Annotated in this window: 12 protein-coding genes; 9 read left to right on the top strand and 3 right to left on the bottom strand. The window is 69.9% G+C overall.

The window, feature by feature from the left end; all coding sequences use genetic code 11:
- Positions 1 to 6 precede the first annotated feature (6 nt).
- From P8T65_RS11955 to P8T65_RS11945, 3 genes are all read left to right on the top strand, one after another.
- Positions 7 to 1965, top strand: coding sequence for an IucA/IucC family protein (locus P8T65_RS11955; protein WP_399098768.1), 1959 nt, complete (start codon positions 7 to 9; stop codon positions 1963 to 1965).
- 108 nt (positions 1966 to 2073) lie between these two features.
- The gene (locus P8T65_RS11950; protein ID WP_316725385.1) at positions 2074 to 2868 is read left to right on the top strand and encodes a GNAT family N-acetyltransferase; all 795 of its coding nucleotides are present in this window, start codon (positions 2074 to 2076) and stop codon (positions 2866 to 2868) included.
- 227 nt (positions 2869 to 3095) lie between these two features.
- Entirely contained in the window at positions 3096 to 5105 is a 2010-nt protein-coding gene (locus P8T65_RS11945) for an ATP-dependent DNA helicase (RefSeq protein WP_316725384.1), read from the top strand.
- Between the two features lie 185 nt (positions 5106 to 5290).
- Here the strand turns inward: P8T65_RS11945 and lexA are convergent, their stop codons facing one another.
- The gene (lexA, locus tag P8T65_RS11940) at positions 5291 to 6067 is read right to left on the bottom strand and encodes a transcriptional repressor LexA (protein WP_316725383.1); all 777 of its coding nucleotides are present in this window, start codon (positions 6065 to 6067) and stop codon (positions 5291 to 5293) included.
- A gap of 538 nt (positions 6068 to 6605) precedes the next feature.
- Here lexA and nrdR point away from each other — a divergent pair.
- Positions 6606 to 7169 (top strand): transcriptional regulator NrdR, encoded by a 564-nt coding sequence (nrdR, locus tag P8T65_RS11935; RefSeq protein WP_230212771.1) that lies wholly within the window; start codon positions 6606 to 6608, stop codon positions 7167 to 7169.
- A 162-nt stretch (positions 7170 to 7331) separates the two neighbouring features.
- Entirely contained in the window at positions 7332 to 10226 is a 2895-nt protein-coding gene (locus tag P8T65_RS11930; RefSeq protein WP_316725382.1) for a vitamin B12-dependent ribonucleotide reductase, read from the top strand.
- Between the two features lie 129 nt (positions 10227 to 10355).
- On the opposite strand, the gene P8T65_RS11925 is transcribed toward P8T65_RS11930, so the two are convergent.
- Complete coding sequence (locus tag P8T65_RS11925; protein ID WP_316725381.1) at positions 10356 to 10964, bottom strand: TerD family protein; 609 nt, start codon at positions 10962 to 10964, stop codon at positions 10356 to 10358.
- 77 nt (positions 10965 to 11041) lie between these two features.
- Between P8T65_RS11925 and P8T65_RS11920 the strand changes: the two genes are divergently transcribed.
- The 4 genes from P8T65_RS11920 (at position 11042) to P8T65_RS11905 (ending at position 15313) form a co-directional block, all read left to right on the top strand.
- On the top strand, positions 11042 to 11647 hold the full coding sequence (locus P8T65_RS11920) for a YdbC family protein (protein ID WP_184900127.1): 606 nt from the start codon (positions 11042 to 11044) through the stop codon (positions 11645 to 11647).
- A 124-nt stretch (positions 11648 to 11771) separates the two neighbouring features.
- Positions 11772 to 12431 carry a histidine phosphatase family protein gene (locus P8T65_RS11915; RefSeq protein WP_184900129.1) on the top strand — a complete coding sequence of 220 codons (660 nt, stop codon included), beginning with the start codon at positions 11772 to 11774 and terminating at the stop codon, positions 12429 to 12431.
- Between the two features lie 12 nt (positions 12432 to 12443).
- Positions 12444 to 13346, top strand: a complete 903-nt coding sequence (locus P8T65_RS11910) for an ADP-ribosylglycohydrolase family protein (RefSeq protein WP_316725380.1) — start codon at positions 12444 to 12446, stop codon at positions 13344 to 13346.
- A gap of 494 nt (positions 13347 to 13840) precedes the next feature.
- Positions 13841 to 15313 (top strand): DUF4173 domain-containing protein, encoded by a 1473-nt coding sequence (locus P8T65_RS11905; RefSeq protein WP_316731554.1) that lies wholly within the window; start codon positions 13841 to 13843, stop codon positions 15311 to 15313.
- Positions 15314 to 15496: 183 nt separating this feature from the next.
- On the opposite strand, the gene P8T65_RS11900 is transcribed toward P8T65_RS11905, so the two are convergent.
- Positions 15497 to 17047 (bottom strand): MFS transporter, encoded by a 1551-nt coding sequence (locus tag P8T65_RS11900; protein ID WP_316725379.1) that lies wholly within the window; start codon positions 17045 to 17047, stop codon positions 15497 to 15499.
- Positions 17048 to 17060 lie beyond the last annotated feature (13 nt).

Raw genomic sequence — 17060 nt, 5'->3', positions numbered from 1 at the left:
CGACCCGTGCTTCCCGACCACCCGACGGGGCCGAGCCACGAGCGCGGCTGCCCGGCCCCACGCCAGGACACGGACAGCGGCCGGGCCCTTACGACCTCGCCCGACCCCGACCTCGGCACCGACGCCGACCTCCTGCACCACCCCGACCCGCACACCGCCGCACAGGCGGCAGCGGCCGAGAACCTCTTGCGCTGCTGGGTACGCGAACACGACCTCACCCCTCCCCAAGACCACGGCGGCGTCCTCCACATCCCTCTCCCCGCCACCGGCACGACCCTCCTCGCGCCGGTGCGCTACTGGTCTCCCACCGGCTGGCACCGCTTCGGCCGCCCCCACCTCGCCGGCGCCCCCGACACCGCACCCCCTGTCGACGCGGTCACGCTCGCGGTCCTGCTGACCCGCGAGGCGACCGCAGGAGGCACGCGGGGAACAACCCCCCGGCCCCGACCCCGACCCAGGGCCGCGCCCACCCCGCACATCCAGCCCACCCCGCACATCGAGCGCGACCCACTGGACCTGGTGGGGAGTGTCGCCGACTCCGCCCGCCAGGTCGCTCTGTTCATCACCGAGCGCCGTGCTCAACCCGCCGACGACCCCGCCCGGTTCCTGGCCGCCGAGCAGGCCCTCCTCCTCGGCCATCCCCTCCACCCCACCCCGAAGAGCAGGGAAGGGCTTTCCGAGGCCGAAGCGCGCCTGTACTCACCTGAACTGCGTGGCTCCTTCCCCCTGCACTGGATGGCGGTCGCACCCTCCGTCCTGTCGACCGACTCGGCGTGGACCGAGCGCGGCCGTGTCGTCCCCGCCGGCCGTCTGACCGCGCGGCTGGCCGGGCCGGACCTGCCACTCCCCGACGGCTTCACCGCCCTACCCCTGCACCCCTGGCAGCTCCGCGAGGTCCGCCACCGCCCGGCCGTCGCCGCGCTGCTCGACGCCGGCCTGCTGCGCGACCTGGGCCCGCACGGCGCTCCCTGGCACCCCACCTCCTCCGTCCGCACCGTTCACCGCACCGGTGCCCCCGCGATGCTGAAGCTCTCTCTGGGCCTGCGCATCACCAACTCCCGCCGTGAGAACCTCCGCAAGGAACTCCATCGCGGTGTCGAGGTGCACCGCTTGCTGCGCACCGGCCTGGCCGAGCGGTGGCAGGCGGCCCATCCCGGGTTCGACATCGTCCGCGACCCGGCCTGGCTGGCGGGCACCGCACCGGACGGCGACCCCCTGGTGGGCCTGGACGTGGTCATCCGGCACAACCCGTTCGGCCCGGCGGACGACGCGTCCTGCGTCGCGGGCCTCGTGGCACCCCGGCCGTACCCCGATGGCGAAGGCCACCCCGACGAGCGCCTCCTCATGCGGTCGCGGCTTGAGGAGGTCGTCAACCGTCTCGCCGGGCGGACCGGGCGTTCCCGGGGAGCCGTAGCCGTCGAGTGGTTCCTGCGCTACCTGGAACACGTCGTGCGGCCCGTGCTGTGGCTCGACAGTGAGGCCGGGATCGCCCTCGAAGCGCACCAGCAGAACACGCTCGTCCTACTGGACCCCGACGGCTGGCCCATCGGCGGAAGGTTCCGCGACAACCAGGGCTACTACTTCCGTGAGTCCCGCCGTGCGGACCTCCGATCCCGGCTGCCCGGCATCGGCGAGCGCAGCGACACGTTCGTCTCCGACGAGGTCACCGACGAACGATTCGCCTACTACCTCGGCATCAACAACGTGTTCGGTCTCATCGGTGCTTTCGGCTCCCAGCGCCTCGGCGACGAGCGGCTCCTGCTCGCCGCCTTCCGCCGCTTCCTCGCGGATGTGGCCACCGGTCCCGCCCGGCTGAACACCACCCTGCCCGCCCGACTGCTCGACTCACCCGTCCTGCGCTGCAAGGCCAACCTGCTGACCCGCCTCCACGGCCTCGATGAACTCGTCGGTCCTGTCGACACCCAGTCCGTCTACGTCACTCTCACCAACCCCCTCCTTCCATGACCGGCCGCTCCTCCTCCGTACTGCGGTCCAGCCCACTCGTCCGTGTAGTCCGACTCCCTTCAGTTCCGAGGAACATGACCCACCCGATCTCCTGAGAGGAGCGTCGCCGTGCCTCCCACCGACGCGAGCACCCACGCGACCACCGACACCGACACCGACACCGGCACCGCCTCGGCCCCCGGGAACGAGGACACCCTCGAACTGCGCCTGACCGACGACTTCCTCGCGCTCCTGTCCGAGGACACCGGATCCGAGGACACCTTCGACTCCGAGGACACCGACCCGTGCGACGGCGGTACCGACGCGGGGCAGAGGGGACGCCCGGCCGACGGCGAGTTGCTCGACCACCTCGCGGACTGGGGGCCGGTCGCCACCCCGGCAGGCACGCTGCACCTCGTCCCCGTGCGCCTCGGACGGGACGTCCCGCTGATCTCCCGCTGGATGAACGACTCGGCCGTGGACTCCTACTGGAAGCTCGGCGGAGCCGAGGACGTGACCGCGAACCACCTACGTGCCCAGCTCGACGGGGACGGCCGCAGCATGCCCTGTCTCGGACTGCTGAACGGAGCCCCGGTGAGCTATTGGGAGATCTACCGGGCGGATCTCGACCCCCTCGCCCGCCATTACCCCGCCCGTCCCCACGACACCGGGATCCATCTGCTCATCGGACCAGTGGCCCAGCGTGGGCGCGGTCTCGGCTCCACCCTGCTCCGCGCCGTCGCCGATCTCGTCCTCGACAGAAGACCTTCCTGTGCCCGCGTCGTCGCGGAACCCGACCTGCGCAACTTCCCCTCCGTCTCCGCTTTCCTCAGCGCGGGCTTCCGGTACGCCACCGAGGTCGACCTGCCCGACAAGCGGGCCGCCCTCATGTGCAGGGACCGGCTGCTGCGCGATCTGATGTAGATCCGATGTGGATCTGCTGTGACGCCGTCATTTCTGGTACACCGCACGAGCCGCTCCGGTTCCCGGTCCGATCGCCCTGCCCCGCCCAGACTCGTCTCGACTCGATGTCCGGGCTCCGAGACCGTCCCGTCCAGTCGAAGAGAAGACGCCTTGATCCCGCCTCCCAGGCCCCACGCGTCCGCCGCGATCACCCGTTTGTCAGTGGTGGCCCGTAGGGTGGTCGCGCTATGACGAAGCCCTCACTCCACGAACTCCTGCACGCAGCCGTCACCGCTGTCGGCGGCACGGAGCGCCCCGGCCAGGTGACCATGGCCGAAGCCGTCGCGGAGGCGATCGACGACGGCTCCCATCTGCTGGTCCAAGCAGGCACCGGCACCGGCAAGTCCCTCGGGTATCTGGTGCCCGCGCTCGCCCAGGGAGAGCGTGTCGTCGTCGCCACGGCGACCCTCGCCCTCCAGCGGCAGCTCGTGGAGCGGGACCTGCCGAGAACGGTCGACGCGCTGCACCCCCTCCTGCGCCGCCGCCCGGAGTTCGCGATGCTCAAGGGCCGGTCGAACTATCTGTGCCTGCACCGGCTGAACGAAGGCGTACCGCAGGACGAGGAGGAGGGCCTCTTCGACCAGTTCGAGGCGGCCGCCCCCAGCAGCAAGCTGGGCCAGGACCTGCTGAGGCTGCGGGACTGGTCGCAGGAGACCGAGACCGGCGACCGGGACGACCTCACCCCAGGAGTGTCCGACCGCGCCTGGGCACAGATCTCGGTGTCGTCCAGAGAATGCCTGGGCGCCACGAAGTGCGCGTACGGCGCCGAGTGCTTCGCCGAGATGGCCCGGGAGCGGGCCAAGCTCTCCGAGGTCGTCGTCACCAACCACGCGCTGCTCGCGATCGACGCCATCGAGGGTGCTCCGGTTCTCCCGCAGCACGAGGTGTTGATCGTGGACGAGGCGCACGAACTCGTCTCCCGGGTGACCGGCGTGGCGACCGGCGAACTCACTCCGGGCCAGGTCAACCGCGCCGTGAAACGGGCGGCGAAGCTCGTGAACGAGAAGGTCGCGGACCAGCTCCAGACCGCCGCCGAGGGGTTCGAGCGGATCATGGAGCTTGCTCTTCCGGGCCGGCTGGAAGAGATCCCAGAGGATCTGGCGTACGTCCTGATGGCGCTGCGCGATGCCGCTCGCGCGGTGATCTCGGCAATCGGCAGCACCCGCGACAAGTCCGTCCAGGACGAGGACGCCGTCCGCAAGCAGGCTCTGGCAGCCGTGGAGAGCGTGCACGACGTGGCGGAGCGGATCAGCAACGGCTCGGAGTGGGACGTCGTCTGGTACGAACGCCATGACCGTTTCGGCGCGTCCCTGCGCGTCGCCCCGATGTCCGTCTCGGGTCTGCTCCGGGAGAAGCTCTTCGCGGACCGCTCCGTCACCCTGACCTCCGCCACACTCAAGCTGGGCGGCGATTTCAACGGGGTCGGGGCTTCGCTGGGACTGGCCCCCGAGGGCGCCCAGGGCGACGCCCTTCCACAGTGGAAGGGCGTGGACGTCGGATCGCCGTTCGACTACCCGAGGCAGGGCATCCTCTACGTCGCCAAGCATCTTTCACGTCCCGCGCGGGACGGCGACCGGGCGGACATGCTGGACGAGCTCATGGAACTGATCCAGGCGGCCGGCGGCCGGACGCTCGGACTGTTCTCGTCGATGCGGGCCGCCCAGCTGGCGGCGGAGGAGCTGCGCGTCCGCATCCCCGAGTACCCGATCCTGCTGCAGGGGGAGGAGACGCTCGGGGAGCTGATCAAGGGCTTCGCGGCCGACCCGAAGACCTGTCTCTTCGGCACCCTCTCGCTCTGGCAGGGCGTGGACGTGCCTGGTCCCAGCTGCCAGCTGGTCGTGATGGACAAGATCCCGTTCCCTCGCCCCGACGACCCGCTGATGAGCGCTCGCCAGAAGGCCGTCGAGGAGGCGGGCGGCAACGGCTTCATGGCGGTCGCCGCCACACACGCGGCTCTGCTGATGGCGCAAGGCGCCGGCCGTCTCGTAAGGGCGCAGGGGGACCGTGGTGTGGTCGCTGTACTGGACCAACGGCTCGCGACCGCGCGGTACGGCAGCTATCTGAAGGCCTCACTGCCCGACTTCTGGTACACGACGGACCGTAACCAGGTCCGCAGGTCGCTCGCCGCGATCGACACCGCCGCGAAGGACCGGGAAGAGGCGGAGCAGCGGGAAGAAGCGGTGAAGGCGGAGGCATGACGAACGGCCGGTGACCTGTCCCCATGGCGAAGGGACAGGTCACCGGCCGTCGCGCGCGGGCCAAGCCTCGGGCCGTGGCGTCCGGGTGGGCCCTGGACAGCCCAGGGCCCCGGAACCGGCGCAGTGGATTCCGGGGCCCGGATCAGGGGCGGGGACGGGCACGGGCAACCGTCCGCCGCTGGGTGTCAGACGCGGCGCAGAACGGCCACCACCTTGCCGAGGATGGTCGCGTCGTCACCCGGGATGGGCTCGTAGGCGGCGTTGTGCGGGAGCAGCCAGACATGGCCGTCCTCGCGCTTGAAGCGCTTGACGGTGGCCTCGCCGTCCAGCATGGCGGCCACGATGTCCCCGTTCTCCGCGACGGGCTGGCGGCGGACCGTCACCCAGTCGCCGTCGCAGATCGCCGCCTCGATCATGGAGTCGCCGACGACCTTCAGGACGAAGAGCTCGCCGTCGCCCACCAGCTGGCGGGGAAGGGGGAACACGTCCTCGACGGACTCCTCGGCGAGGATCGGGCCACCGGCGGCGATGCGGCCGACGAGCGGCACGTACGAAGCGGCCGGCTTGCCTGCCGTGTCCGTCGGCTGCGCCGAGGCCTGGTCGGAGCCCCGGACCTCGTACGCACGCGGACGGTGCGGGTCCCGGCGCAGGAAGCCCTTGCGCTCCAGTGCCATCAGCTGGTGCGCCACGGAGGACGTGCTGGACAGGCCGACCGCCTGGCCGATCTCCCGCATCGACGGCGGGTATCCGCGCCGCTGCACCGAGTCCCTGATCACCTCGATGACCCGGCGCTGCCGGTCGGTGAGCCCGGAGCTGTCCGCCCTGATGCCTGGAGGTCGGCCGGGCAGGGCGCGCTTGGGCCCTTCATGATTCGTGGCTTCGTTCATCGCATGCACCGGCTCGAATCGGCTCTGGGAGCGGTCCTGGGCAGTGATGGTGGCACTGTCAGCGGTGGTGGTCACGTCGGCCCCTCTCGATGGTCTCCCGTGCAGCACAACGGTAGTTGCTTTCGAAAGGTTGCGCCAAACACACGTTCGAGTGAAAAACCGTGAATTACCTGACGTGACCATGTGTCCGGGTGTAGAGCGGGCGGCTCCGACGGACAAAAGCGTTGATTGCTGTACTCTTCACCGCCGGGGCGAGGGGCCTTGTGGGCCGCTGTCGCCGCACGGCCCAGTCTGCCATCCGGTACTCCGTCGACCGGGTACCGACCCCTTTCTCATGGCGCCCCGCCCTGCCCGCGTCCGCTCCGCGACGGCGCGGACGCGCTCCGCGACGGACTGCTCGTCCGGCACATGCCCATACGTGCGCGACACGCGCGCCGTGGGGGGATTTACATGCCAAGCCCTACATCTAGTGCTTGGATTTCTGCAACGGCCCAGAAGTTGTGGTCCCCCGGGTCCTCGGGCTCATGGTCATCCCCTATGCTTGGGGCTGCTTCCGCGGGGCCCAAGTGGCTCGTGGGGCTTATTGAGTCGTGCTGTGAGGAGGGTTGGAGTTATGCACTGTCCCTTCTGCAGGCACCCCGACAGCCGCGTCGTCGACAGTCGTACGACGGACGACGGCACGTCGATCCGCAGGCGCCGCCAGTGTCCCGACTGCTCCCGTCGTTTCACGACGGTGGAGACGTGCTCGCTGATGGTGGTCAAGAGGTCCGGCGTGACCGAGCCCTTCAGCCGTACCAAGGTCATCAATGGCGTCCGCAAGGCGTGCCAGGGCAGGCCTGTCACCGAGGACGCGCTCGCCCAGCTCGGCCAGCGGGTCGAGGAGGCGGTGCGTGCGACCGGAAGCGCCGAGCTGACCACCCATGACGTGGGGCTGGCCATACTCGGCCCGTTGCAGGAACTCGACCTCGTCGCCTACCTGCGGTTCGCGAGCGTCTACCGGGCGTTCGACTCGCTGGAGGACTTCGAGGCCGCGATCGCGGAACTCAGGGAAGAGCAGGGGAAGCGCCCCGACGCGCACGACGAGGACGTCGAGAGCGCGGCCGGGGGACGGGTGGAGAGCGACCGCGGGTCCGGAGGGACTGTTCAGGTCCCGGTGCCCGCCAACGCCGCCGACTGACGGCGGGCCGCACCGCCGGACCAGTGGGTGGTCCGGACGACCGGCGGCGATCCAGGCCTGTCGCGAACGGCTGTGTCAGTCGGGTCGCGACACAAGACAGAACACCGTGTCACGGGAACAGCGTGGCACTTCAGGGCGTTTTCGCCCGTACAGGGAGGCGGCATGACAGAGACGGCGAGCGGTCCGGCACGGAGTTCCCGCGCCAAGGGCACCAAGGCGAGCAAGGGCCTGCGTATCGAGCGCATCCACACCACCCCCGGCGTGCACCCGTACGACGAGGTGGTCTGGGAGCGGCGTGACGTCGTCATGACCAACTGGCGCGACGGCTCGGTCAACTTCGAGCAGCGCGGCGTCGAGTTCCCCGACTTCTGGTCGGTGAACGCGGTCAACATCGTCACCAGCAAGTACTTCCGCGGTGCCGTGGGTACCCCGCAGCGCGAGACCGGCCTGAAGCAGCTGATCGACCGCATCGTGAAGACGTACACGAAGGCCGGTGAGGAGAACAAGTACTTCGCCTCGCCCGCCGACGCCGAGATCTTCGAGCACGAACTGGCGTACGCCCTCCTGCACCAGATCTTCAGCTTCAACAGCCCCGTGTGGTTCAACGTGGGCACGCCGCAGCCCCAGCAGGTCTCCGCCTGTTTCATCCTGGCCGTCGACGACTCCATGGAGTCGATCCTCGACTGGTACAAGGAAGAGGGCATGATCTTCAAGGGCGGCTCCGGCGCCGGCCTGAACCTCTCCCGCATCCGTTCCTCCAAGGAGCTGCTCTCCTCCGGCGGCAACGCCTCCGGTCCGGTCTCCTTCATGCGCGGTGCCGACGCCTCCGCAGGAACGATCAAGTCGGGCGGTGCCACCCGTCGCGCCGCCAAGATGGTCGTCCTGGACGTGGACCACCCGGACGTCGAGGACTTCATCGCCACCAAGGTGAAGGAGGAGGAGAAGATCCGCGCCCTGCGCGACGCGGGCTTCGACATGGACCTGGGCGGCGACGACATCACGTCCGTCCAGTACCAGAACGCCAACAACTCGGTCCGCGTGAACGACGAGTTCATGACGGCCGTGGAGAACGGCACCGAGTTCGGCCTCCGCGCCCGTATGACCGGCGAGGTCATCGAGAAGGTCGACGCCAAGGCGCTGTTCCGCAAGCTCGCCGAGGCCGCGTGGGCATGCGCCGACCCGGGCATCCAGTACGACGGTGTGATCAACAACTGGCACACCTGCCCGGAGTCCGGCCGCATCACCGCCTCCAACCCGTGCAGCGAGTACATGCACCTGGACAACACGTCCTGCAACCTCGCCTCGCTGAACCTGATGAAGTTCCTCAAGGACGACGGCCTCGGTCACCAGTCCTTCGAGGTCGAGCGCTTCACCAAGGTCGTCGAGCTGGTCATCACGGCGATGGACATCTCCATCTGCTTCGCCGACTTCCCGACCCAGAAGATCGGCGAGAACACCCGCGCCTTCCGCCAGCTCGGCATCGGCTACGCCAACCTCGGCGCCCTGCTGATGGCGACCGGTCACGCGTACGACTCCGACGGCGGCCGCGCCCTCGCCGGCGCCATCACCTCGCTGATGACCGGCACGGCGTACAAGCGCTCCGCCGAACTGGCCGCGGTCGTCGGCCCGTACGACGGCTACGCCCGCAACGCGGACGCCCACAACCGCGTGATGAAGCAGCACTCCGACGCCAATGGCACGGCCGTCCGCATGGACGATCTGGACACCCCGGTGTGGGCCGCCGCCACCGAGGCATGGCAGGACGTGATCCGCCTCGGCGAGAAGAACGGCTTCCGCAACTCGCAGGCGTCCGTGCTCGCGCCGACCGGCACCATCGGCCTCGCCATGTCCTGCGACACCACCGGTGTCGAGCCCGACCTGGCGCTGGTCAAGTTCAAGAAGCTGGTCGGCGGCGGCTCGATGCAGATCGTCAACGGAACGGTCCCACAGGCCCTGCGCCGCCTGGGCTACCAGGAGGAGCAGATCGAGGCGATCGTCGCCCACATCGCCGACCACGGCAATGTGATCGATGCCCCGGGTCTCAAGCAGGAGCACTACGAGGTCTTCGACTGCGCCATGGGCGAGCGTGCCATCTCCCCGATGGGGCACGTCCGCATGATGGCCGCGATTCAGCCGTGGATCTCCGGCGCCATCTCCAAGACGGTCAACATGCCGGAGACGGCGACCGTCGAGGAGGTCGAGGAGATCTACTTCGAGGCCTGGAAGCTGGGCGTCAAAGCCCTGGCGATCTACCGCGACAACTGCAAGGTCGGCCAGCCGCTCTCCGCGAAGACCAAGGAGACGGAGAAGGCGGAGATCACCGAGAAGGCCGAGGAGACGATCCGTACCGCGGTCGAGAAGGTCGTCGAGTACCGCCCGGTCCGCAAGCGCCTCCCGAAGGGCCGTCCCGGCATCACGACCTCCTTCACGGTCGGCGGCGCCGAGGGCTACATGACCGCCAACTCCTACCCTGACGACGGTCTCGGCGAGGTCTTCCTGAAGATGTCGAAGCAGGGGTCGACCCTCGCGGGCATGATGGACGCCTTCTCCATCGCGGTCTCCGTCGGCCTCCAGTACGGCGTTCCGCTGGAGACGTACGTCTCGAAGTTCACCAATATGCGCTTCGAGCCGGCCGGCATGACGGACGACCCGGACGTGCGGATGGCGCAGTCGATCGTCGACTACATCTTCCGCCGCCTGGCGCTCGATTTCCTGCCCTTCGAGACGCGCTCCGCGCTCGGCATCCACTCCGCCGAGGAGCGCCAGCGCCACCTGGAGACCGGCTCGTACGAGCCCACCGAGGAGGACGTCGACGTCGAGGGCCTGGCGCAGTCGGCCCCGCGGCAGACGGACCTGAAGGCCGTCGCCACCCCGAAGGCCGGAGCCGAGGTGGCCGTGCCCGCCCCGAAGCAGGCCCACACCAGCGCCGAACTGGTGGAGATGCAGCTGGGCATCCATGCGGACGCCCCGCTGTGCTTCTCCTGCGGTACGAAGATGCAGCGGGCCGGCTCCTGCTACATCTGCGAGGGCTGCGGTTCGACGAGCGGCTGCAGCTGAACGTGAGCGCCTTCCGGGCGTGAAGTGACTGCCGGAAGGGGGGAGTCGGCGACAGGCCGGCTCCCCCCCTTCCGCTGCCGTGGCGATCAAGCTGACATGTCGCCCCCGGTGCCCGAGTGGGAGTGAGGGTCAGGCCTCTCGCGGGCCGCCCATGACGCGGGCGAAGGTCGCCGGGTCCTCGTCGAAGCCGGTGATGCCCGGGTGGAAGGTCCATTCGCCGGTGGTGTCGCGGACGAACTCGGCGACGGTCGCGGCGGTCGAGCCGAGGACGCCGCCGAAGTCGTCCTCCGCCAGGACGGTGTAGTCCTCACGGATGCGCAGAGCGGGCCTGGTGACCTCGGCGAAGGTCCTCGGGCCCGATCCCTGCTGTATGGCGACGCCGATCACGACCCGGCCGTACCGGCTGTCGAGGCGGTTCAGTTCGACCGTCATGACCTCGTCCCAGCCGAAGCCCTGGCCGGTCTTGCTGTCACGGTTGAGGGTGATGGTGCCGTCGGGTGAGCGGCTGTCGAAGTGCACGACGTAGGCGGGGCTGCCGGTCGGATCGGTCGCCAGATAGGGGGCCGCGACGATGTCGAGATCCGTCGGCGGCTGTCCGGCAGGACTCGGGTCCCACTTGAGCGACACTTCTACCTTGCGGATGCCCTTGTTGAGGCCGTTCAACAGAACTCCCTCCCCCTCTTCTGTGCGTGCGGGCCGAACTGCCTGGCGGTCCAGGCCAGTTGTCCATCCTCGCATGCGCGCCGGGGCGCTCGCCCGGGTGCAACCGGCCGGAGAGTGACCGCCGCCACGTTCCGTGGCCTTACCATGGCGCGGTGCTGGTCAAGTGGATTCGCTGCACCGTGGTGGACCGCCGCGGTTTCGAACGGGGGCAGCGAAAGTGGGCGGGGCTACTGGGGGAGCCGGGATTCCGTGGACAGGGCGGGGGTTGGAGCCGGGGGCGGGCCGGTGTGGCGCACATCTTCTCCTTCTGGGAGAGCCGTGCCTTCTACGACTCCTTCATGGCGCGCTCCCACGACCGGCTCGCCGCGTCGCAGTCGGGCACCTTCAAGGACATGCAGGCGAAGCTCTTCGACCACCGGTTCGACGTGAAGACCGGATTCGAGCCGCGCTTCACGGATGCCGATCTGGTGCGGGTGGCGCACTGCCGTGTCCACGAGGAGCGGGCCGAGCACTTCGCGCTGATGCAGGAGAAGGTCTGGAACCCCGCGATGGCCGGCTCCCCGGGCATGGTGCGCGGCCTCTTCGGTGAGGCCCCCGCTCACGAGTTCATGATCCTCTCCATGTGGCAGTCGGCGGCCGAGCACGGCAAGTACCGCGTCGAACGCATCGAGCGCCTCGCCCTTCGGGCGCAGATCGAGGCCGATGTCGCCGCCATGACCGGTGACATTGTGGAGCTGGAGCCGAGCTGGACGGTTTGAGATTCCAACTCCGGCGAGTTTGATCTTCAAACCTTGAAGGTCGGCGGGCGGGAGCCGTGTGACCTACGCCGTATGGCACCCGGACGAGTGCTCGATCCGCCCTCGTCCCCCTTAGGGTCTTGGCATGGCACGACCACGGCGCATCATCCTTGTCCGACACGGCGAGTCAACGGGCAATGTTGATGACACCGTGTACGAGCGCGAGCCCGACCACGCCCTCGCGCTCACCGACCTCGGCTGGCAGCAGGCGGAGGAGACCGGCAAGCACATCCGCGACGTCGTCGGCCGCGAGCGCGTCAGCGTCTACGTCTCCCCTTATCGCCGAACGCACGAGACGTTCCAGGCGTTTCACCTGAACCCCGAGCAGGTGCGGGTGCGCGAGGAGCCACGGCTGCGCGAGCAGGACTGGGGGAACTGGCAGGACCCGGACGACGTCCGCCTCCAGAAGGCCTACCGGGACGCCTACGGCCACTTCTTCTACCGCTTCGCGCAGGGGGAGTCCGGCGCCGACGTCTACGACCGGGTCGGTGGCTTCCTGGAGAGCCTCTTCCGCAGTTTCGAGGACCCCGACCACCCGCCGAACGTCCTGCTGGTCACCCATGGGCTCGCCATGCGTCTCTTCTGCATGCGCTGGTTCCACTGGACGGTCGCGGAGTTCGAGTCGCTGTCGAACCCCGGGAACGCGGAGATGCGGATGCTCGTTCTCGGGGAGGACGGCAAGTACGCGCTCGACCGGCCGTTCGACCGCTGGCGGGACCCGGAGTCGTACGGGGCCACCAGTTAGAGTGGCAGGGCGATGACCGCTGACTCCTCTCCTCACGGCCCCCTCGAACGGGCCCTCTCCAGCCTGCGTGGACTCGCGGTGGGGGACGCGCTGGGCTCGCAGTACTTCGTGCCCGTGAACTACCCGCTGCTCAAGCACCGCGAGACCCCGCCCGGCCCCTGGCAGTGGACCGACGACACCGAGATGGCCTGCTCCGTGGTGGCTGTCCTCGCGGCCCACCACCGGATCGACCAGGACGAACTCGCCCGCTCCTTCGCCGTGCACCATGACTTCGACCGGGGCTACGGGCCCGCGGTCAACCGCCTGCTGCGGCTGGTCCGCGAAGGCGGCGACTGGCGTGAGCTGGCCTCCGCGCTCTTCAACGGGCAGGGATCCTGGGGCAACGGCGCGGCCATGCGGATCGCTCCGCTGGGCGCCTGGTACGCCAACGACCCCGAGCAGGCCACCCACCAGGCGGAGATCTCTGCCTACCCCACGCACCAGCACCGTGAGGCCGTCGTCGGTGCCATGGCCGTCGCCGCTGCCGCGGCCCTCGCGGCCGATCCCGCCGGACCGCCGAGCCCCGGCGATCTGCTGGACGGGGTCATCGCCCTCGTCCCGAAGAGCGCCGTCGGCGCGGGCCTGCGGCGCGCGCGGGACATGCTCGACTACGCCGACGCGGGCACCGTCGCCGCCGTCCTGGGCTGCGGACGGCGTACGACGGCGCACGACACCGTGCCGTTCGCGCTCTGGTCGGCGGCACGCGCCCTCGGTGACTACGAGCGGGGCTTCTGGACGACGGCCCAGGTGGGCGGTGACGTCGACACGACCTGTGCCATCGTCGGCGGAGTGGTCGCCTCCGGGAAGGCCGGGGCACCCCCCGAGGCCTGGACGCGGCGGACGGAGGCGTTCCCGGACTGGCTCCAGGTGGGATGACCGACCGGGGGCGACAGGGGCCGACCGCGGCCTGAGAGGCGTCGGGAGGCAGCGGATGCGCTGCCCCGGTCTCTTCGATCCCAAGCACCTCGACTGTCACAGGAGTGACACAGTGCGCTCCCGGGCCGACCCCGTGAGCTCACCTGCGGCATACCCTGTCCGCCACGCTGCCTGTTGATCATGACGAGACGCGGCGACGAGGTACCGGTCACGAGCCCTCTGCCGCAGCCGCGCGCTGCGTACGGTGGCGACGCGGGCCGGTCGGGGGAGGGGGTCCCATGTCCGAGACACCGTCAGCACCAGCCACGCCAGAACCCGAAGGCCCGCCGCCGAGGGCCCGCGCGGGGACCGGGAAGGACAGCGGCCGGCCGACTGCCTCCGCGGACGCCACACCGGAGGGCAAGGCGGACAGGCCCGAACCCATACCGGGCGGACCAGCGCGCACACCGTCCCGACCAGCGCCCTCACCGCCCGGACCACCGCCCTCATCGCCACTGATCGACTTCGGCCCCGGTGATCCCGCGCCGATCAGGACCGCGACCCTGTGGGCGGCCCTGGCGACCGGCCTGCTCAGCATGGTGCTGCTGGGCGACGGGCTGGCGATCAACCTGCTCTTCGTCGCCGTGCCCGCCGCGCTCGCCGTGTACGCCGCGGGCCGTCGCGCGGGGCGACGTCCGCGTCCCTGGGCCCTCGTCTGGGGCGCCGGAGGACTCGCGCTGCTGGCCGTGCCCGCACTGCGCGCCGCGGAGTGGCCCTCGTTCCTCGCCGTCGTCACCGCGTTCGCGGCGGGCTCACTGGCCCTGCACGGCGGCCGCACCTGGCCGGCCGTCCTGCTCGGACCCGTCGGAGTGTTCACCTCGCTGGTCACCGGACCGGCCTGGGCCTGGCAGGGTCTGCGCGAGCGGATGGGCGGCAATCGCGGCCGCCTGGCGCCTCTGCTGAGGGCGTTCGTCGTCGCCGCGATCCTCCTCTTCGTCTTCGGTGCGCTGTTCGCCGGTGCCGACGCGGCCTTCGCCGATCTGCTCGGCGCCCTGGTGCCCGACGTCTCCGTGACCGACGGCCCCTGGAGGTTCCTGCTTCTCGCGCTGGGCCTGTTCGGCACCCTCGCGGCGGCCCGTACGGCGGCCGCACCCGCCCGATGGGACCGCCTCCAGGTGCCGGTCGGCCGCGCCCGCGGCCGTGTCGAGTGGGCGCTGCCCCTGGTCGGACTGATCGGGCTCTTCGCCGTCTTCAACGCCGTTCAGCTCGCCGTGCTCTTCGGCGGCTACGACGCCGTCCTGAAGGAGACCGGCCAGACCTACGCGCAGTACGCGCGCCAGGGCTTCTGGCAGCTGCTCATGGCCACGCTGCTCACCCTGCTGGTCATCGTGATCGCCCTGCGCTGGGCCCCGCGCACCCGCCCGAGCGACCGGACGCTCGTGCGCGGGGTCCTGGGAACGCTGTGCGCCCTGGCCCTCGTCGTCGTGGCCTCCGCGGTGCGGCGCATGGACATGTACGTGGAGGCGTATGGGCTGACGCGACTGAGGATCTCGGTGCTGACCATGGAACTCTGGCTCGGCCTGGTCATCGTGCTCATCATGGCCGCCGGTGTGTGGGGCGCCCGATGGCTGCCGCGCGCCGTCGCGGCCAGTGCGGTCGCGGTGGTGCTCGCGTTCGGGCTGGTGTCGCCGGACGGGCTGATCGCCGAGCGCAACGTCGAGCGGTACGAGACCACGGGTCGCTTCGACCTCCCCTACGCCAAAGGCCTGTCCGCCGACGCGGTGCCCGCCCTGGACCGGCTGGAGGAGCCCATGAGGTCGTGCTCGCTGTGGAGCATCAAGGAGGAACTGGACGAGCGGCGCCACGTTCCCTGGTACGCCACGAGCTGGGGCGAGGCCGAGGCCAGGCGCATCCTGGAGGAGCGTCCGCCGACGGGGGGCGCGAGCGGACCGGCGTGCGATGAGCTGGGACCGGAGTACTACCGCTGACAGTCGTCGCGGGCCCGCACACGGCTGGACCACGCCCGGGTCTACGGTTCCCCGGGCGTGGTCCGGCTGGTGAGCTTCCGGGGATACGGTCCCTCGGGCGGCGTGGTCCGGCTGGCGCGCGGTCGGCTCCACGCTCTCCCGTGCGTATCCGGCTGGTGTGCGGCCGCTTCCTTGACCGTCCCGTCAGCCTCCGGCGGTGGGTCCGGCCGCGCCGGAGAGGGCTTCCAGGTCGCTCTTGCGGACCCTGATCACCACGAGGGCGGTGGCCAGGGCGAGGACGGCCATCGCGACAGCGGGTATGAAAGCCGTCGAGATGCCCTGCGAGAGCACCTCGTGGCTCCAGGGAGCCGGCAGCTGCTGGGTCTTGGCGAACTCGGCCTTCTGCGCGTCCGTTGCCTGGGACATGAAGAGCTGGACCTGCTTCTCCGCCTCGTCGCGGCTGGCCGTACCGAAGACCGTCGTGAGGATGGACAGGCCGAGCGAACCGCCCACCTGCTGCGTGACGTTGAGCAGCCCGGACGCCGCGCCCGCCTCGTGAGGGGCCACCCCCGAGACCGCGGTCAGGGTGAGGGTCACGAAGTTCAGGCCCATGCCGAAGCCGAACACCACCATCGGACCGAGCACGCCACTGACGTAGGAACTGTCGGGGCTGATGAAAGTCTGCCAGGTCAGACCGAGCACCACGAGCGTGGAGCCGACCACCATGAACGGCTTGGGGCCGAGCACCGGCAGGAACCGCTGGGACAGACCGGCACCGGTGACGATCGCGACGGTCACCGGGAGGAAGGCCAGACCGGCCTCGATCGGGGTGTAGCGCAGCACGTTCTGCACGAACAGCACGATGAAGAAGAACATCCCGAACATCGCCGCCGCGAGGCTCAGCATGATCACGTACGTGCCCGAGCGATTGCGGTCGGTGAACATACGCAGCGGGGTGATGGGCTCCTTGGCGCGCCTCTCGATCAGGCCGAACAGCAGCAGGAGGACCACCGCGGCCGTGAAGGAACCGATGGTCAGGCCGTCGCGCCAACCGTCCTCCGCCGCGCGGATGAATCCGTAGACCAGCGAGGCCATACCTGCGGTGGAGGTGAGCGCGCCCGCGATGTCGAACCGTCCCGGGTGCCGCTCGGACTCGCTGATGTACATCGGGGTGAGGACGGCGATCAGCACACCGATGGGCACGTTGACGAACAGTACCCACCTCCAGTCGAGCCACTCGGTGAGCATGCCGCCCGCGAGCAGGCCGATGGCGCCGCCACCGGCGGAGACCGCTGCGAAGACGCCGAACGCCCGGTTCCGCTCGGGCCCTTCGGGGAAGGTCGTCGTGATGAGCGCCAACGAGGTGGGCGAGGCGATCGCCCCGCCGACGCCCTGCAGCGCGCGGGCCGCGAGCAGCTGCCAGGGTTCCTGGGCGAGGCCGCCGAGCAGCGAGGCGAGGGTGAAGACGAGGATTCCGGTCATGAACACCCGGCGGCGGCCGAGGATGTCACCGGCCCGGCCGCCCAGGAGGAGCAGACCGCCGAAGGTCAGCGTGTAGGCGCTGACCACCCATGTCAGGTCGGTGGTGCTGAACTTGAGCGCGTCTTGAATGTGCGGGAGCGCGATGTTCACAATCGTCGCGTCGAGTACCACCATGAGTTGGCAGGCCGCGATGACGGTGAGTGCGATGCCGGGACGCCCCTCCCGGCGGGCGGCTCCCGGCTTCTGATCCTGAATCAACGGAGAGGTTGTCACTATGGGTCCCCCA

The organism is Streptomyces sp. 11x1 (genome assembly GCF_032598905.1).
Lineage (GTDB): Bacteria > Actinomycetota > Actinomycetes > Streptomycetales > Streptomycetaceae > Streptomyces.
The sequence above is the reverse complement of the archived record's forward strand: the minus strand, read 5'-3'. Positions and strand labels throughout refer to the sequence as shown.

Bases quoted from the DNA above. Each gene is read 5' to 3' on its own strand.
- P8T65_RS11915 (WP_184900129.1), top strand. From the start codon at position 11,772: ATGGCACGACCACGGCGCATCATCCTTGTCCGACACGGCGAGTCAACG.
- P8T65_RS11925 (WP_316725381.1), bottom strand. From the start codon at position 10,964: ATGCGAGGATGGACAACTGGCCTGGACCGCCAGGCAGTTCGGCCCGCA.
- P8T65_RS11910 (WP_316725380.1), top strand. From the start codon at position 12,444: ATGACCGCTGACTCCTCTCCTCACGGCCCCCTCGAACGGGCCCTCTCC.
- nrdR (WP_230212771.1), top strand. From the start codon at position 6,606: ATGCACTGTCCCTTCTGCAGGCACCCCGACAGCCGCGTCGTCGACAGT.
- P8T65_RS11945 (WP_316725384.1), top strand. From the start codon at position 3,096: ATGACGAAGCCCTCACTCCACGAACTCCTGCACGCAGCCGTCACCGCT.
- P8T65_RS11930 (WP_316725382.1), top strand. From the start codon at position 7,332: ATGACAGAGACGGCGAGCGGTCCGGCACGGAGTTCCCGCGCCAAGGGC.